The sequence below is a fragment of the Pseudomonas sp. B23(2017) genome (assembly GCF_002113725.1).
Taxonomy (GTDB): domain Bacteria; phylum Pseudomonadota; class Gammaproteobacteria; order Pseudomonadales; family Pseudomonadaceae; genus Aquipseudomonas; species Aquipseudomonas putida_Z.
Genome location: NZ_NEJM01000017.1, coordinates 36,776 through 53,722, shown reverse-complemented (window position 1 = coordinate 53,722; position 16,947 = coordinate 36,776). Strand labels below are relative to the sequence as shown.

The following is a 16,947-nucleotide window of genomic DNA, read 5'->3' as shown; positions in this document are numbered from 1 at the left end:
CCCCTTATCCGTCCGACACCCATCCGCCCGCTGGTGCTGACGTCACTGCTGGACTGAAACAAGGAGCCAGACCATGGATTTGCTGTTCCTGGGCACCTCCGCCGGCGTGCCGACCAAGGCACGCAACGTCAGCGCCACCGCAGTGATCGAAGCCAGTGGCAGCCACTGGTATCTGGTCGACTGCGGCGAAGGCACCCAGCACCGGCTGCTGCATACGCCGCTGTCGATCCGCGACTTGCGCGCCATCTTCATCACCCACGTGCACGGCGACCATTGCTTCGGCCTGCCGGGCCTGCTGGCCAGCGCCGGCATGAGCGGGCGCACCCAGCCGCTGGACCTTGTCCTGCCCGCCGCCCTGCACGACTGGGTGCGCCAGGGGCTGGTGGCCAGCGATACCTTCCTGCCGTTCGAACTGCGCCTGCTGGCCGTGGAAGAGCTGGTGGAATGGCGCAGTGACGCCCTGCAAGTGACCAGCGTGCAGCTTTCGCACCGGGTGCCGAGCGTCGGCTTCGTGTTCACCGAGCTCAACCCCGAACCGCGCCTGGACATACCGCGCCTGGAAGCCGACGGCATCCCCCGCGGCCCGCTGTGGGGCGAGCTGGCCAAGGGCTTGACGGTGCAGCATGGCGGGCAGTTGCTGCACGGCAATGACTACTTGCGCCCTTCGCGTCCGCCGCGGCGGGTGATCGTGTGCGGCGACAACGACAACCCCGAGCTGTTGGCCGACGTCGCCAAGGGCGCGGACGTGCTGGTGCACGAGGCCACGTTCACCCAGGCGGTGGTCGAGCGCACGGGGGTCACCTTCGGCCACAGCACCGCGGCTGCGGTGGCGCGCTTTGCCGAAGCTGCAGGCGTGCGCAACCTGGTGCTGACGCACTTCAGCGCCCGCTACCAGAGCGACCCACGGCGCAGCCCGAGCATCGACAACGTGCGCGACGAAGCCCTCGCCCACTACAGCGGGCAGCTGACCCTGGCGCAGGACCTGCAGCGCTATCACATCGGGCGCGATGGCTGTCTCGAACCGGCCGGATGATTTAGCATGGCCACAATTGTGCACGCGGCACGTTAGACCTGCGTCTGCCCCGGGCAGATCTGATCAGGCTGGTGCGCTCCTCTGTGGGAGCGGCCTTGTGTCGCGAAAGGGCTGCAAAGCAGCCCCAGTATCTTGAGATCAACGCTGATATTGCCGGGGCCGCTGTGCGGCCCTTTCGCGACACAAGGCCGCTCCCACCTCGACCGTATCAGCCGCGAGCCGGCTTGCCGGCGATGAGGCCAAGGTAGGCAGCGCAACCTGCTGACGGTAACGGCACTATGCCGCCAACCGCCCACTGGCAATCGCCTCCGACGCCGCCAGCATCGCGCGCAGCAACACCGCGCAGCCCGCGGCCAGGTCCTCGGGCGTGGCGTTCTCGATCTCGTTATGGCTGATACCGTTCTCGCACGGCACGAAAATCATCCCCGCCGGCCCCAGTTCGGCCAGGAAGATCGCGTCGTGCCCCGCGCCGCTGACGATATCCATATGCGGCAGGCCCAGCGCCTGCGCCGATTCGCGCACGGCATCGACACACCCTCGGTCGAAGTACAACGCCGGGAAATCGGCCGTGGGTACCAGTTCGTGGCTCAGGCCATGCCTGGCGCAGGTCGCCTCGATCACCGCGCGCACATCGGCAATCATGGCATTCAGCTGCTCACCCTCCAGATGACGGAAATCCAGGGTCATGCGCACCTCGCCCGGGATCACGTTGCGCGAGCCCGGGTAGGCCTGCAGGCAACCCACCGTGCCACAGGCATGGGGCTGGTGGCCGAGGGCGGTGCGGTTGACTGCCTCCACCACCGCCGCCGCGCCGACCAGGGCGTCCTTGCGCAGGTGCATGGGCGTAGGGCCGGCATGGGCCTCGACACCGCGCAGGGTCAGGTCGAACCACTTCTGGCCCAGCGCGCCCAGCACCACGCCGATGGTCTTGGCCTGATCTTCGAGGATCGGGCCCTGCTCGATATGCGCTTCGAAATAGGCCCCCACCGGGTGGCCTGATACGGCGCGCGGGCCGGCGTAGCCGATGGCGTTCAACGCCTCGCCAACGCTGACACCCTGGGCGTCGCGCTTGGCCAGGGTTTCCTCCAGGGTGAACTTGCTGGCGAACACCCCGGAACCCATCATGCACGGCGCAAAGCGCGAACCTTCTTCGTTGGTCCACACCACCACTTCCAGCGGCGCTTCGGTTTCCACGCCCAGGTCGTTGAGGGTGCGGAGCACCTCCAGGCCGGCCATCACCCCGAAGCAGCCGTCGAACTTGCCACCGGTGGGCTGGGTGTCGATATGGCTGCCGGTCATCACCGGGGGCAGCTTGGGGTTACGCCCCGGGCGACGGGCGAAGATGTTGCCGACGGCGTCGATGCTGACCGTGCAACCGGCGGCCTCGCACCACTGCACGAACAGGTCGCGGGCCTGGCGGTCGAGGTCGGTCAGGGCCAGGCGGCACACGCCGCCCTTGGCGGTGGCACCTAGGCGGGCCAGGTCCATCAGGGACTGCCACAGGCGGGTGCTGTCGATGTGGTGCTGGGTGGATTGCAGTACTTGTTGGGCTGGGGTCATGGGATTTTCCTCAGGCATTTTTGTTGTCTGTGCCGGCCTCTTCGCGGGTAAACCCGCTCCCACAGGTACAGCGTTGGCCTCAGGCCCTGCGCTGTACCTGTGGGAGCGGGTTTACCCGCGAAGAAGCCAACGCGGTCTCACGGCAAGGGCTTGGCCACCCGCGCCGGGCTGCGCGCGACCACGCCGGCGAATAGGTAATACAGCGCCCCGCCCAGCAGCGAACCGGTGAACCAGCCGTAGTCGTAGAACCAGCTGAAACTGCTGTTGCCAATGGCCATCACGGTCAGCGCCACCGGCAACGCAAAGGCGGCAAAACCGGCCCAGTTCCACGCCGGGTACACGTCGTCGCGGTACAGCCCGGCCAGGTCCAGCTTCTGCCGGCGGATCAGGAAGTAGTCCACCACCATGATCCCGGCAATCGGCCCCAGCAGGCTGGAATAGCCCAGCAGCCAGTTGGAGTACACGCTCTCCAGGCTCAGGTCGGAGACGATCCAGCCCAGCTTCTTCAGCAGCTCATGGCCCATCAGCGCCAGGCCGATGAAGCCGGTCAGCCACACCGCGCGGCTGCGCCCGATCAGGCGTGGGGCGATGTTCTGGAAATCGTTGGTCGGCGACACGATGTTCGCTGCGGTGTTGGTCGACAGCGTGGCGATCACGATCAGCGCCATGGCCAGGGCCACCCAGAACGGGCTGTGGATCTTGCCGATCAGGCTGACCGGGTCGGACACGGTCTCGCCAACCAGCGATGCCGAAGCAGCGGTGAGCACAACGCCCAGCGCGGCGAACAGGAACATGGTCAGCGGCAAGCCGAAGATCTGCCCGAGAATCTGGTCCTTCTGGCTGCGGGCGTAGCGGCTGAAGTCGGGGATGTTCAGCGACAGCGTGGCCCAGAAACCGACCATGGCGGTAAGCCCGGCGCAGAAGTAGCCGAGCATGTTCGCCCCTTCCGGGCGCTTGGGCGGCTGGGCCAGCAGTTCGGTCATCGACATGTGCGGCAAGGCCCAGAACAGCAGGCCGACGCCGACCGCCACCAGCAGCGGTGCCGAAAGCGTTTCGAGCCACTTGATCGACTCGGCGCCGCGCAGCACCACCCACAGGTTCAGGCACCAGAAGATCATGAAGCCGATCACCTCGCCGGTGCCGCCCAGGGCCTTCCAGCCGTCGAACACCGAGCCGAGGAACAGGTGGATGGCCAGGCCGCCGAACATGGTCTGGATGCCGAACCAGCCACAGGCGACCACTGCCCGGATCAGGCATGGCACGTTGGAGCCAAGGATGCCGAACGACGAACGCAGCAGCACCGGGAACGGAATGCCGTACTTGGTGCCAGGGAAGGCGTTGAGGGTGAGCGGGATCAGCACGATCAGGTTGGCCAGCAAAATCGCCAGCAGGGCCTCGCCCACGCTGAGGCCGAAGTAGGCGGTGAGCACGCCGCCGAGGGTGTAGGTGGGCACGCAGATGGACATGCCCACCCACAGGGCGGTGATATGCCATTTGTTCCAGGTGCGCTGGTGCACCTTGGTCGGGGCGATGTCGTGGTTGTAGCGCGGGCTGTCGAGGACATCGCTGCCCTCGGACAGCTCGAACAGGCCATCCTGCTCGACCACTTCCGATCTGCTCTGCTGCATGGGGCCTTCTCCAGATTTTCTTGTAGTTGTTTGCCCATCGGGTTGATGCGATGGCCGGAGTACACACGCTTTATGTGCTTGAAAATCTCGACCAGATTTCCATCTTGTCAAGTCAGTCAAAGTTTCAAAAAGCCCCGCAGTCAGCACCGCAAAATAAATAATTTCCTTAATTTCAATGAGTTAAAAACCACAAAATTAATGGGAAAATTTTCTTGCTGAATGCCGTATCTGCATCTAGCCTCCAATCTTGTCAGGTCTGACAGGATTAACCGCCCTGCCCGCCCTGCACCCAGACAATTCCAAGAACCGGCCCAGACCGGTCAGCCTGCGAGGAAAACGGCATGTCCCTGTTGATCCGTGGCGCCACCGTGGTCACCCACGAAGAGAGTTACCCCGCCGATGTCCTGTGTGCCGATGGCCTGATCCGCGCCATCGGGCAAAACCTCGAACCGCCCACCGACAGCGAGATCCTCGACGGCAGCGGCCAGTACCTGATGCCCGGCGGCATCGACCCGCATACCCACATGCAGCTGCCGTTCATGGGCACCGTGGCCAGCGAGGACTTCTTCAGCGGCACCGCCGCGGGCCTGGCCGGTGGCACCACCTCGATCATCGACTTCGTCATCCCCAACCCGCAGCAGTCGTTGCTGGAGGCCTTCCACACCTGGCGCGGCTGGGCGCAGAAAAGCGCCAGCGACTACGGTTTCCATGTCGCCATCACCTGGTGGAGCGAGCAGGTGGCCGAAGAAATGGGCGAACTGGTGGCCAAACATGGGGTGAACAGCTTCAAGCACTTCATGGCCTACAAGAATGCGATCATGGCCGCCGACGACACCCTGGTGGCCAGCTTCGAACGCTGCCTGCAACTGGGTGCGGTGCCCACCGTGCATGCCGAGAACGGCGAACTGGTGTACCACCTGCAGAAAAAACTACTGGCCCAGGGCCTGACCGGGCCGGAAGCCCACCCGCTATCACGCCCGTCCCAGGTCGAGGGCGAGGCGGCCAGCCGCGCCATCCGCATTGCCGAGACCCTGGGCACGCCGCTGTACCTGGTGCATGTTTCCAGCCGCGAAGCGCTGGACGAAATCGCCTATGCCAGGGGCAAGGGCCAGCCGGTGTACGGCGAAGTCCTGCCCGGCCATCTGCTGCTGGATGACAGCGTCTACCGTGATTCGGACTGGGCCACCGCCGCAGGCTACGTGATGAGCCCACCGTTCCGCCCGCGCGAACACCAGGAGGCGCTGTGGCGCGGGCTGCAGTCGGGCAACCTGCACACCACCGCCACCGACCATTGCTGCTTCTGCGCCGAGCAGAAAGCCATGGGCCGCGACGACTTCAGCCGTATCCCCAACGGCACTGCCGGCATCGAGGACCGCATGGCGGTGCTGTGGGATGCCGGGGTGAACAGCGGGCGCCTGTCGATGCATGAGTTCGTCGCGCTGACCTCCACCAACACCGCGAAAATCTTCAACCTGTTCCCGCGCAAGGGTGCCATTCGCGTTGGCGCCGACGCTGACCTGGTGCTGTGGGACCCGCAAGGCACCCGCACCATCTCGGCCAAGACCCACCACCAGCAGGTGGACTTCAACATCTTCGAAGGCCGTATCGTGCGCGGCATCCCCAGCCATACCATCAGCCAGGGCAAGGTGCTCTGGGCCGATGGCGACCTGCGTGCGGAAAAAGGCGCGGGCCGGTATGTGGAACGGCCGGCGTATCCGTCGGTGTACGAGGTGCTGGGGCGCAGGGCCGAAGTGCAGCGGCCGACGCCCGTGCAGCGTTAAGGCCATTGGGGCTGCTGCGCAGCCCATCGCCGGCAAGCCAGCTCCCACAGGAATAGTGCTGCTCTCAAGGGCATGGCTCTCCTGATGGAACCAGCTCTCAAGGGCATGGGCCTCCTGATGGAACCAGCTCTTACAGGGATGGCACTGCTCTCAAGGACAACACTGTACCTGTGGGAGCTGGCTTGCCGGCGATTGGGGCGCACCGCGCCCCCATTCCAAGCCCCATATAAAAAGAGAGGCTACAACCGTGATCGACGCCCTGAACCACTTGCCGCGCCCCCGGGCCGGCGCCGACCAGCTGGCCGAGCGCTTCAGCGACCTGGCCCCACCCCTCACCGCCCGCCAGGCCGCCGTCGAAAGCGCACGCTGCCTGTATTGCTATGACGCCCCCTGCGTCAACGCTTGCCCCAGCGACATCGACATCCCGTCGTTCATCCACCGCATCAGCGACGAAAACCTGCAAGGCGCCGCCGAGCGCATCCTCTCGGCCAACATCCTCGGCGGCAGTTGCGCCCGCGTCTGCCCCACCGAAATCCTTTGCCAGCATGCCTGCGTGCGCAACAACGCGCAGGAATGCGCACCGGTGCTGATCGGCCAACTGCAGCGCTATGCCCTGGACAACGCCCAGTTCCCCGAGCACCCGTTCCAGCGCTCGCCGGCCACTGGCAAGCGCATCGCCGTAGTTGGTGCTGGCCCCGCCGGGCTGTCGTGCGCCCACCGCCTGGCCATGCACGGGCATGATGTGGTGGTGTTCGAGGCCAGCGACAAGGCCGGTGGCCTCAACGAGTACGGCATCGCCCGCTACAAGCTGGTGGACGACTACGCCCAGCGTGAAGTGGAATTCCTGCTCGGCATAGGCGGCATCGAGATCCGCCATGGCCAGCGCCTGGGCAGCAACCTCGGCCTGGGCGAACTGCGCGATCAGTACGACGCAGTGTTCCTCGGCCTGGGCCTGAATGCCGTGCGCCAGCTCGGCCTGCCGGATGAAGAGGCCCCCGGCCTGCTCGCCGCCACCGCATACATCCGCGAATTGCGCCAGGCCGACGACCTGAGCCAGCTGCCCCTGGCCGACCGCTGCCTGGTGATCGGCGCCGGCAACACCGCCATCGACATGGCCGTGCAGATGAGCCGCCTGGGTGCCCGTGACGTCAACCTGGTCTACCGCCGTGGCCATGCCGACATGGGTGCCACCGGCCACGAGCAGGACATCGCCAAGGCCAACCAGGTACGCCTGCACACCTGGGCCCGCCCCGATGCCGTGCTGCTGGACGACAGCGGCAAGGTGCGCGGCATGCGCTTTGCCCGCACCGAGCTGGCAGACGGCCGCCTGCGCGACACCGGCGAAACCTTCGAACTGGCCGCCGATGCCATCTTCAAGGCCATCGGCCAACGCTTCGACGACGCCAGCCTCGGCGACCCGGTGGCCGCACAACTGGCTCGCGACGGCGAGCGCATCCGCGTCGACGAAAGGATGCAAACCAGCCTGCCGGGCGTATATGCCGGCGGCGACTGCACCGCCCTGGGCCAGGACCTTACCGTCCAGGCGGTGCAACACGGCAAGCTGGCCGCCGAAGCCATCCATGCCCAACTCATGCTCAACGTGGAGGCTGCGTAAATGGCCGACCTGTCCATCGAATTTGCCGGCATCAAGGCACCCAACCCCTTCTGGCTGGCCTCCGCACCGCCAACCGACAAGGCCTACAACGTGGTCCGCGCCTTCGAGGCCGGCTGGGGTGGCGTAGTGTGGAAAACCCTGGGCGAAGACCCGGCGGCAGTCAACGTGTCGTCGCGCTACTCGGCGCATTACGGCCCCAACCGCCAGGTGCAGGGCATCAACAACATCGAGCTGATCACCGACCGCTCGCTGGACATCAACCTGCGCGAAATCACCCAGGTGAAGAAGGACTGGCCCGACCGCGCGCTGATCGTGTCGCTGATGGTGCCGTGCGTGGAAGACTCGTGGAAGTTCATCCTGCCGCTGGTGGAAGCCACCGGGGCCGATGGCATCGAACTGAACTTCGGCTGCCCGCACGGCATGCCGGAGCGCGGCATGGGTGCTGCGGTCGGCCAGGTGCCGGAGTACGTGGAGATGGTCACCCGCTGGTGCAAGACGTACTGCTCGCTGCCAGTGATCGTCAAACTCACGCCGAACATCACCGACATCCGCCAGTCGGCGCGCGCCGCGCACCGTGGTGGGGCCGATGCAGTGTCGCTGATCAATACCATCAACTCGATCACCAGCGTCGACCTCGACCGCATGGTCGCCCACCCCATCGTCGGCGACCAGAGCACCCATGGCGGCTACTGCGGTTCGGCGGTGAAACCGATTGCCCTGAACATGGTGGCGGAAATCGCCCGCGACCCGCAAACGCGCGGCTTGCCGATCTGTGGCATTGGCGGCATCGGCAGTTGGCGTGACGCAGCCGAGTTCATGGCCCTGGGCAGTGGGGCCGTGCAGGTGTGCACGGCAGCGATGCTGCACGGTTTCCGCATCGTCGAGGACATGAAGGACGGCCTGGCGCGTTGGATGGACCAGCACGGGCACCGCAACATCGAGGCGTTCTGCGGCCAGGCCGTGGGGCATACCACCGACTGGAAGTACCTGGACATGAACTACAAGTCGGTGGCGCACATCGACCAGCAAGCATGCATTGGCTGCGGGCGCTGCCACATTGCCTGCGAGGATACTTCGCACCAGGCGATTGCCAGTACGCTGAATGCAGATGGCACGCATGCCTACAGCGTGATCGAGGAGGAATGCGTGGGCTGCAACCTGTGCCAGATCACCTGCCCGGTGGAGAACTGCATCGAGATGGTGGCTCAGGATACCGGCAAGCCGTACCTGAACTGGACGCAGGACCCGCGTAATCCCTACCGCGAGGCCAGTTGAGGCAGATTGCTGCCCGGCCCATCTGGTGCGGTTCGTGTAGGAGCGGCCTTGTGTCGCGATCGGGCCGCAAAGCGGCCCCGGCAATTTGCGCTTTGATGCAGAAAACCGGGGGCCGCCTTGCGGCCCGATCGCGACACAAGGCCGCTCCTACAAAAGCCGCGTCAGCCTGGCTCTCGGTTCAAGGCTCCAGCCCGATCCCCCGCAAGATCACGCTGGTCACCGTCTGCACGGCATTTTCAAAGGCCATGTCCGACAACGCCTCCCCGCCATTGAGCAACGTCACCTGGTAACCAAAGTCGGCATAGTGCTGGGTCGAGGCCCAGATCATGTACAAAAGCGCCGACGGCTCCACCGGCAGGATGCGCCCCTCCTCCACCCAGCGGCGGATCTTGGCTTCCTTCAGCTTGGCCCAGGGCACCAGGCTTTCATCCAGGTTCACCCCCAGCACCGGCGCCCCATGCAGCATCTCTTCGGCCCAGATCTTCGAGCCCAGCGGCCGCGAGCGCGAGTGGCCCATCTTCGCCCGGATGTAACTGGTCAACACCACGCGCGGGTCGTCGAAGTTCTCGAAGCACAGCGCGTCCTGCTTCCACACATCCAGCAGGTCCTGCAGCACCGCGCGGAACAGGTCGTCCTTGGTGCTGAAGTAATAATGCAGGTTGGAACGCGGCAACTCGGCCTGCTCGGCGATATCACCCATCGAGGTGGCGCCGTAGCCCTTCTCGGCGAACACCTTTTCCGCCGCCTGCAGAATCTTCTCGATATTGCGCCGGCGGATTTCAATTTTGTGGTTGGCCATCAGGCTTGGGCCGTCCACACCGCCAGTTCATAACCGTCTGGGTAGATGAAATTGAACTCGATGTTGTCGATCTGCCGATCAGTACCGCGAATGCCCATGTGTGCTCCGTGCCGAAGGGGTTTGCCCTAGTCTACTCCGCTTACTCCAAGCCAGCGCAATCCCTGTAGGAGCGGCCTTGTGTCGCGAAAGGGGTGCGTAGCGCCCCCGGGATTTCAGCCTCACTGCATGAATTGCCGGGGCTGCTTTGCAGCCCGATCGCGACACAAGGCCGCTCCTACAGGGGGAGACCGCCACCTGACTTAGCTACAGCTCGCCCGATCACGCACCGGGCACTGTGCGCGGTGCAGGTTCAGTGCGGTGTTGATGATGCCGATATGGCTGAACGCCTGGGGGAAGTTGCCGAGCATGCGCTGGCCCGCAGGGTCGTACTGTTCAGCCAGCAGGCCAAGGTCGTTGCACAGGCCGGTCAGGCGTTCGTACAGTGCCTGCGCTTGTGCCTGGCGGCCCAGCAATACATACACGTCGGCCAGCCAGAACGAACACACCAGGAAGGTGCCCTCCCCGGGTGTCAGGCCGTCGCTGCAGCGGTCACTGTCATAGCGCAGCAGCAGGCCGTTTTTCAGCAGGCGCTGCTCGACCTGTTCGAGCGTGCGCAAGAAGCGTGGGTCATCCGCCGGCAGGAAGCCGGTCAGGGCGATGTGCAACAAACTGGCGTCAATCTCGGTCGAGCCATAGGCCTGGACGAAAAAGCGGCCGCTGGGGTCCAGGCCCTGCGCGCACACTTCACGACGAATCTCGTCAGCTACCTGGCGGTAATGCCGCCCGCGCTCGCGACCTTCCTCGGTGGTGTCGGCCAGCCCCGCGGCACGGTCGAAGGCCACCCAGGCCATGACCTTGGAGTGCACGAACTGCTGCCGACCGCCGCGCACTTCCCAGATGCCCTCGTCCGGCTGGCGCCAGATGCGCTCTACGTAAGGCAGGATCGAGCGGGCGATGGCGGCGCTGCGCGGGTGGCGGGGCAAGCCGCCCTTGATTGCCTGGGTCATGGCATCGGCAAGTTCGCCGTAGATGTCCAGCTGCATCTGCGCTGACGCTGCATTGCCCACCCGCACCGGTTGCGAGTGCTCGTAACCGGCCAGCCACGGCAAGGTGTATTCCTGCAGGTCGCGCTCGCCGGCCAGGCCGTACATGATCTGCATCTGCTCGGGGTTGCCGGCCACCGAGCGCAACAGCCACTCGCGCCAGGCCTGGGCTTCGTCGAAGTAGCCGAGGTTCATGAAGGCCAGCAGGGTCATGGTCGCGTCGCGCAGCCAACAGAAGCGGTAGTCCCAGTTGCGCTCGTGGCCGATGCGCTCGGGCAGTGAGGTGGTGACGGCGGCAACGATGCCGCCGGTGGGCGCGTAGGTCATGGCCTTGAGGGTCAGCAGCGAGCGGCGCACCAGGGCGGAGTATGGGCCCACCTGTGGGCAGCGGGCGGCGAAGGCCTGCCATTGGTCGATGGTCTGCGCCAGCGCTTCATCGCTATCACAGCCGGGCTGCACCGGCAGGTGCGAGGGCTGGTGGCGCAGGCTGAACACCTGGCGTTCGCCCGCGCCAACGCGAAAGCGCGCGACGGTGTGCTGGTCACGGGCATGCGGGGGGACGGTGCTGCACAGGATCAGCCGGTCGGGGCCGGCGACGGCGCTGAGGGTCAGCGGGTCGAGCCGTTCCACCCAGGGCACGCTGCGGCCGTAGTCGAAGCGCATGACCAGGTCCATTTCGAAGTTGGTTTCGCCAGCGAGGCCCTCGACGATGCGCACCAGTGCGTTGGCCTCGCCCAGCGGCATGAAGTCGAGCACGCGGGCGCGGCCGGTGGCGGTGACCCAGGTGGTTTCCAGCACCAGGGTGTCGTCCAGGTATTGGCGGCTGCTGTGTTCGACCGGGTCGCAGGGGGCCAGGCGCCAGCGGCCGTTTTCCTCGTTGCCCAGCAGTGCGGCGAATACCGCGGGGGCGTCGAAGCGTGGCAGGCACAGCCAGTCGAGCGAGCCATCGCGGCTGACCAGGGCGGCGCTGCGGCAGTTGCCCAGCAGGGCATAGTCTTCGATGTGGGCAGGCATTGGGGCTCCTTTGTGTGTTTGCCTGTGCTGGCCTCTTCGCGGGTAAACCCGCTCCCACAGGTACATCACAGGCCTTGAAACCATCGATATCCCTGTGGGAGCGGGTTTACCCGCGAAAGGGCCGGCACAGGCTCTACAAAAAACTCACCCCAACCGATGCCACTCGCGCTTGTCCCGCACCAGCAATTCATTGCCGGCCTCGGGCCCGTCTTCACCGGCCGGGTACTCATGCACCTCGCCGCCCTGGGCCCAGGCATCGAGGAACGGCTGCACGGCGCGCCAGCCGTTCTCGATGTTGTCAGCCCGCTGGAACAGGGTCTGGTCACCGGTCAGGCAGTCGTAGATCAGCGTCTCGTAGCCGGTCGCCGGGGTCATCTTGAAGAAGTCCTTGTAGGCAAAGCCCAGCTCGACATTCTCCATCACCAGCTCCGGCCCGGGGCGCTTGGCCTGCAGGTCGAACCACATGCCTTCGTTGGGCTGGATCTGGATCTTCAGGTAATTGGGCTTGGGCCGCTCCAGCTCCGACTCGCGGAACTGCGCATAAGGCGCCGGCTTGAAGCAGATGGCGATCTCGGTATCACGCACGCTCATGCGCTTGCCAGTGCGCAGGTAGAACGGCACGCCGGCCCAGCGCCAGTTGTCGATCATCACCTTCAGCGCCACATAGGTCTCGGTCTGGCTATCCGCCGCGACGTTGGCCTCATGGCGGTAGCCGGGCAACTGCTTGCGCCCCTGCTTGCCGGCACTGTACTGGCCACGCACGGAGTTTTTCAGGGCCATCTTCGCCGACCATGGGCGGATGGCGCCGACCACCTTGGCCTTTTCGCTGCGCACGGCATCGGCGGCGAACGCGGCCGGGGGTTCCATGGCCACCATCGCCAGCAACTGGAACAGGTGGTTGGGCACCATGTCGCGCAACGCCCCGGTGCTGTCATAGAACGCACCACGGGTCTCGACGCCGACGGTTTCCGCGGCGGTGATCTGCACATGGTCGATGTAGTGGTTGTTCCAGAACGATTCGAACAAGCCGTTGGAGAACCGGCTGACCAGGATGTTCTGCACCGTCTCTTTGCCCAGGTAATGGTCGATGCGGTAGATCTGCCGCTCGCCCATCACCTTCAGCAGGCAGGCGTTGAGCGCCTCGGCGCTGGCCAGGTCGGTGCCGAAGGGCTTTTCCACCACGACCCGGCGAAAGCCGCCGGCCGATTCGTCGAGCAGCCCGGCCTGCCCCAGGCGCTGCGCCACTTCGGGGAAGAAGCGCGGCGAGGTCGCCAGGTAGAAGATGGCGTTGCCGTGGCGGGTTGTGTCAATGCGCCTGGCGAGGGCCTGGTAGGTGGCCGGGTCGAGGAAATCGCCGGTCTGGTAATCCAGGCGCTTGGCCAGGCGTGCCCAGAGCTTCTCATCCAGGCACTTGGCCGTGCCCTCGCCACCTTTGTCACGCTCGACCATGAACGCATGCAGGCGCCCGGCAAATTCCTCGGCAGTGGCCGGGTTGTGGTCGACACCGACGATACGCAGGTTGCGGTCCAGCAGACCGTCACGGCTGAGGTTGTAAAGCGCCGGCATCAGCAGGCGCTTGACCAGGTCGCCATTGGCGCCGAACAGGAACAGAGTACATGGCGGAGCGGCCGGAATGCTCTGTTTGGTCATTCGGCTTTTTTCTCGACGTGGCCACCGAAGCCCAGGCGCATGGCCGAGAGAATCTTGTCACCATAGGTGCCTTGCTGCTGGCGCGAGCGGAAGCGAGCGAACAGCGCGCTGGACAGCACCGGTACCGGCACCGCCTGCTCGACGGCGGCGTCGATGGTCCAGCGGCCTTCACCACTGTCGGACACCGAGCCACTGAACTGCGACAGCTGCGGGTCGGCCACCAGCGCATCGGCGGTGAGGTCGAGCAGCCACGAGGTGACCACGCTGCCACGCCGCCACACTTCGGCGATTTCGGCCACGTTCAGGTCGAAACGCTGGTCTTCCGGCAGTTCGTTGCCGCCCTTGCTGCGCAGCAGGTCGAAACCTTCGGCATAGGCCTGCATCAGGCCGTATTCGATGCCGTTGTGCACCATTTTCACGTAGTGCCCGGCACCGGGTGGGCCGGCGTGGATGTAGCCGTGTTCGGCACGCTGGTGCTCGCCGCTGCGGCCATGGGTACGCGGGATGTCACCCACGCCCGGGGCCAGCGCCTTGAACAGAGGCTCCAGGCGCTCGAACACGTCCTTTTCGCCACCGATCATCATGCAGTAGCCACGGTCCAGGCCCCACACACCGCCCGAGGTGCCGACATCCAGGTAATGCAGCCCGCGCTTGGCCAGCTCGGCGGCGCGGCGCACGTCGTCCTTGTAGAAGGTGTTGCCGCCATCGATGATCGCATCGCCCGGCTCCAGCAGCTCGGCCAGTTGGGCGATGGTCTGCTCGGTGGGCTCGCCAGCGGGCAGCATGACCCACACCGCGCGCGGTGCTTTCAGCTTCTGTACCAGTGCACCGAGGTCGTGCGCACCCTGGGCGCCCTCGCCCTCCAGGCCGGTGATGGCCTCACGGTTGCGATCGTGTACCACGGTGCGGTGGCCGGCGCGCATCAGGCGCCTTGCGATATTGCCGCCCATGCGGCCCAGCCCGATGATTCCCAGTTGCATGAGCCGATGCTCCCCTTTCGAAATAAATGACAACACAATCCAGCTTTTCAGATTAGTCCAGCGAACCGCTCGAGGGTTCAGCGACGAACGGCGAGACCACGATAAACAAAAAAGTTCCCAAGACCTGCGAAAGAATTCAAAATGCGCCCGCGTGAAGCGTCTACGCTTTGACTTGTCACTAGCCAATACCGCGAGGTGTGCTCATGGGTACCTTGATGCCTGCAACCCCAACCCAGACCCTCTATGTCTCCGTGCGCCGTGATGAGCTGCGTAAACTGAAGGACGAACGTGACCAGCTGCGCCAGCAGGTCGCTCAACTGAACCTGCTGCTGGCACAACAGCGCGCTGAAGACAAAGCTGTCAGCCTCTGATTCTACCTTCTTCTTGTGGGGGCTGAATGGCTCCCACCCTGCTTGTCTCTCTCTGATTCCTCTTTTCCAGGCCCGGCCTCTTCGCGGGCACGCCCGCTCCCACGAAGATTGCGAAAGAATCCAACACCTGCCTTGCGCCCTACTCTGGTGCATCAGCACTTGAAAGCCACAATTTGGCGCACCATCCCCATCCCCCGCCCGCCCCCTTTCACATCCGGTCACAACCGCCAACGTTTGCGTCTATTCCGCGGCATGACAATAGTGACCAGCGGGTCACCTTTTTATCTCTTTCTCTCCTACACTCGGGTTTCGGCCCGCCATTTGCTCAACGGAAGAGTGACGAAAAAAAGTCGAACTTTCCGGAACGCGGGCAGGTCAGGAACTAAGTAGGCCAAACGCAAAGGGACTTCCCAGCATCGGCCCACACACCCCAACCAGCGCAATCGCCTTCGGCCGGAATGCCGATCGCGCCGTGCCTGCGCGCACGACCCTGGGGCATGGAACGCACTACGCAGAATCCAGAATCAGAGAGAACCAACACGAAACATCGCCACGGGTGCCAGCACCCGGCCAAGCATAGGGACGGAGAGAAGTATGATCAGTGCCGCTGTCGAGCCTCACGTAGATTCATTCAACCCGGACAACCGCGAACCGCTCACCCCGGACTTCGCCACGACAGGCAAGGCACCCGGCGCCCAGCGCCAGCACAACCGCAACAAGCGCAAGATTTTGTTCGTGACCTCGGAAATCGCCGACCTGGTGAAAACCGGTGGCCTGGGTGACGTGTCTGCAGCCCTGCCCCGTGCCCTGGCGCACCTGCATGATGTACGGGTACTGATCCCCGGCTACCGCCAGGTGATGGAAAGCGACAACCCCATCCACATCGTCGGTGAACTGGGTGGCCACGCCGCCCTGCCGCCGTGCAAGATCGGGCGCATGGACATGGCCGACGGCCTGGTCATCTATGTGCTGATCTGCCCCGAACTGTACCAGCGCGACGGCACCCCCTATGGCGCCAACAACGGCCGCGACTGGCCCGACAACCACATCCGCTTCGCCCGCCTGGGCCTGGCCGCCGCCGAAATCGCCGCCGGCGAAGGCAGGATCCACTGGAAGCCCGAAGTGGTGCACGCCCACGACTGGCCCGCCGGCCTGGCTCCGGCCTACATGCACTGGCGCGGGCTGAGTACGCCAACCCTGTTCACCATCCACAACCTGGCCTACCAGGGCGTGTACAGCCGCGGTTGCAGCCCGGAACTGGCGATCCCCGAGCACGCCATGCAACAGGAAGGCATGGAGTTCTACGGCAAGCTTTCGTTCCTCAAGGCCGGCCTGGCCTACGCCAGCCACATCACCACGGTCAGCGCCACCTATGCCCGGGAAGTCACCACCCCGGAATTCGGCTGCGGCCTGGACGGCTTCCTCGCCAGCAAGGCCCAGCAAGGCCTGCTCGGCGGCATTCCCAATGGCATTGACGAAAGCTGGGACTCGGCCACCGACAAGCACCTGCAGCACAACTTCAGCATCAACGACTGGGAAGGCAAGGCGCGCAATGCCCAGGAAGTGCGCGAGCTGTTCAAACTGCAACCCTCCGAAGGCCCGCTGTTCGCCGTGGTTTCGCGCCTGGTCTACCAGAAAGGCCTGGACCTGACCCTGGGTGTGGCCGACTACATCGTCGAGCAAGGCGGGCAGATCGCGATCATCGGCCGTGGCGAGCCGGAAGAAGAGCAGGCCATGCGCGAACTGGCGCTACGCCACCCGGGCCGTATCGGCGTACGCATTGGCTTCAACGAGACCGATGCCCGGCGCATGTTCGCCGGCAGCGACTTCCTGCTGATGCCGTCACGCTACGAGCCATGCGGCCTCAGCCAGATGTACGCGCAGCGTTTCGGCTCGCTGCCGGTGGCGCGCAACACTGGCGGCCTGGCCGACACCATCGAGTGCGGCGTCACCGGCTTCCTGTTCAACGAGTCCACCGTCGAGAGCTACCGCCAGGCACTCAGCCGCGCCTTCTATGTATATGGCAAGAAGGACCTGCTGAACGCCATGCGCTGCCTGTCGATGACCCAACCGTTCAACTGGTGCCAGGCCGTGGAACCCTACGCACGCCTGTACGAAGACTTGGTCAAGCAGGCACAGCACAGCCACTACTGAACGGG

The 16,947-nt window shown here is 64.9% G+C and carries 12 protein-coding genes; 6 read left to right on the top strand and 6 right to left on the bottom strand.

Annotated features, from left to right (window positions below):
• Positions 1 to 73: 73 nt before the first annotated feature.
• Complete coding sequence (locus CAG46_RS23175) at positions 74 to 1,033, top strand: ribonuclease Z (protein WP_085614886.1); 960 nt, start codon at positions 74 to 76, stop codon at positions 1,031 to 1,033.
• A 276-nt stretch (positions 1,034 to 1,309) separates the two neighbouring features.
• Here CAG46_RS23175 and CAG46_RS23170 read toward each other — a convergent pair whose 3' ends face one another.
• Both CAG46_RS23170 and CAG46_RS23165 read right to left on the bottom strand, forming a co-directional pair.
• Entirely contained in the window at positions 1,310 to 2,593 is a 1,284-nt protein-coding gene (locus CAG46_RS23170; protein ID WP_085614884.1) for a Zn-dependent hydrolase, read from the bottom strand.
• A 137-nt stretch (positions 2,594 to 2,730) separates the two neighbouring features.
• Positions 2,731 to 4,221, bottom strand: a complete 1,491-nt coding sequence (locus CAG46_RS23165; protein ID WP_025339793.1) for an NCS1 family nucleobase:cation symporter-1 — start codon at positions 4,219 to 4,221, stop codon at positions 2,731 to 2,733.
• A gap of 341 nt (positions 4,222 to 4,562) precedes the next feature.
• Here CAG46_RS23165 and hydA point away from each other — a divergent pair, with 341 nt between their 5' ends.
• The 3 genes from hydA to preA all read left to right on the top strand — a co-directional run bounded on the left by hydA (position 4,563) and on the right by preA (position 8,892).
• Positions 4,563 to 6,002 carry a dihydropyrimidinase gene (gene hydA, locus CAG46_RS23160; RefSeq protein WP_085614882.1) on the top strand — a complete coding sequence of 480 codons (1,440 nt, stop codon included), beginning with the start codon at positions 4,563 to 4,565 and terminating at the stop codon, positions 6,000 to 6,002.
• 247 nt (positions 6,003 to 6,249) lie between these two features.
• Entirely contained in the window at positions 6,250 to 7,617 is a 1,368-nt protein-coding gene (locus CAG46_RS23155) for an NAD(P)-dependent oxidoreductase (protein ID WP_085614880.1), read from the top strand.
• On the top strand, positions 7,618 to 8,892 hold the full coding sequence (gene preA, locus CAG46_RS23150; protein ID WP_085614878.1) for an NAD-dependent dihydropyrimidine dehydrogenase subunit PreA: 1,275 nt from the start codon (positions 7,618 to 7,620) through the stop codon (positions 8,890 to 8,892).
• 178 nt (positions 8,893 to 9,070) lie between these two features.
• Here the strand turns inward: preA and CAG46_RS23145 are convergent, their stop codons facing one another.
• The 4 genes from CAG46_RS23145 to gnd all read right to left on the bottom strand — a co-directional run bounded on the left by CAG46_RS23145 (position 9,071) and on the right by gnd (position 14,468).
• Complete coding sequence (locus CAG46_RS23145) at positions 9,071 to 9,691, bottom strand: TetR/AcrR family transcriptional regulator (protein WP_015270992.1); 621 nt, start codon at positions 9,689 to 9,691, stop codon at positions 9,071 to 9,073.
• A gap of 299 nt (positions 9,692 to 9,990) precedes the next feature.
• Positions 9,991 to 11,787, bottom strand: a complete 1,797-nt coding sequence (locus CAG46_RS23140; protein WP_085614876.1) for a glycoside hydrolase family 15 protein — start codon at positions 11,785 to 11,787, stop codon at positions 9,991 to 9,993.
• 144 nt (positions 11,788 to 11,931) lie between these two features.
• A complete protein-coding gene (gene zwf, locus CAG46_RS23135) occupies positions 11,932 to 13,437 on the bottom strand; it encodes a glucose-6-phosphate dehydrogenase (protein ID WP_085614874.1) in 1,506 nt (501 codons plus the stop codon).
• The gene (gnd, locus tag CAG46_RS23130; protein ID WP_143493399.1) at positions 13,434 to 14,468 is read right to left on the bottom strand and encodes a phosphogluconate dehydrogenase (NAD(+)-dependent, decarboxylating); all 1,035 of its coding nucleotides are present in this window, start codon (positions 14,466 to 14,468) and stop codon (positions 13,434 to 13,436) included. Before gnd ends, zwf begins: the two co-directional genes overlap by 4 nt.
• Positions 14,469 to 14,620: 152 nt before the next feature.
• Here gnd and CAG46_RS28965 point away from each other — a divergent pair, with 152 nt between their 5' ends.
• Together CAG46_RS28965 and glgA are read left to right on the top strand one after the other, a co-directional pair.
• Positions 14,621 to 14,788 carry a DUF6026 family protein gene (locus CAG46_RS28965; RefSeq protein WP_015270996.1) on the top strand — a complete coding sequence of 56 codons (168 nt, stop codon included), beginning with the start codon at positions 14,621 to 14,623 and terminating at the stop codon, positions 14,786 to 14,788.
• 594 nt (positions 14,789 to 15,382) lie between these two features.
• Positions 15,383 to 16,942 (top strand): glycogen synthase GlgA, encoded by a 1,560-nt coding sequence (gene glgA / locus CAG46_RS23125; RefSeq protein WP_085614872.1) that lies wholly within the window; start codon positions 15,383 to 15,385, stop codon positions 16,940 to 16,942.
• Positions 16,943 to 16,947 lie beyond the last annotated feature (5 nt).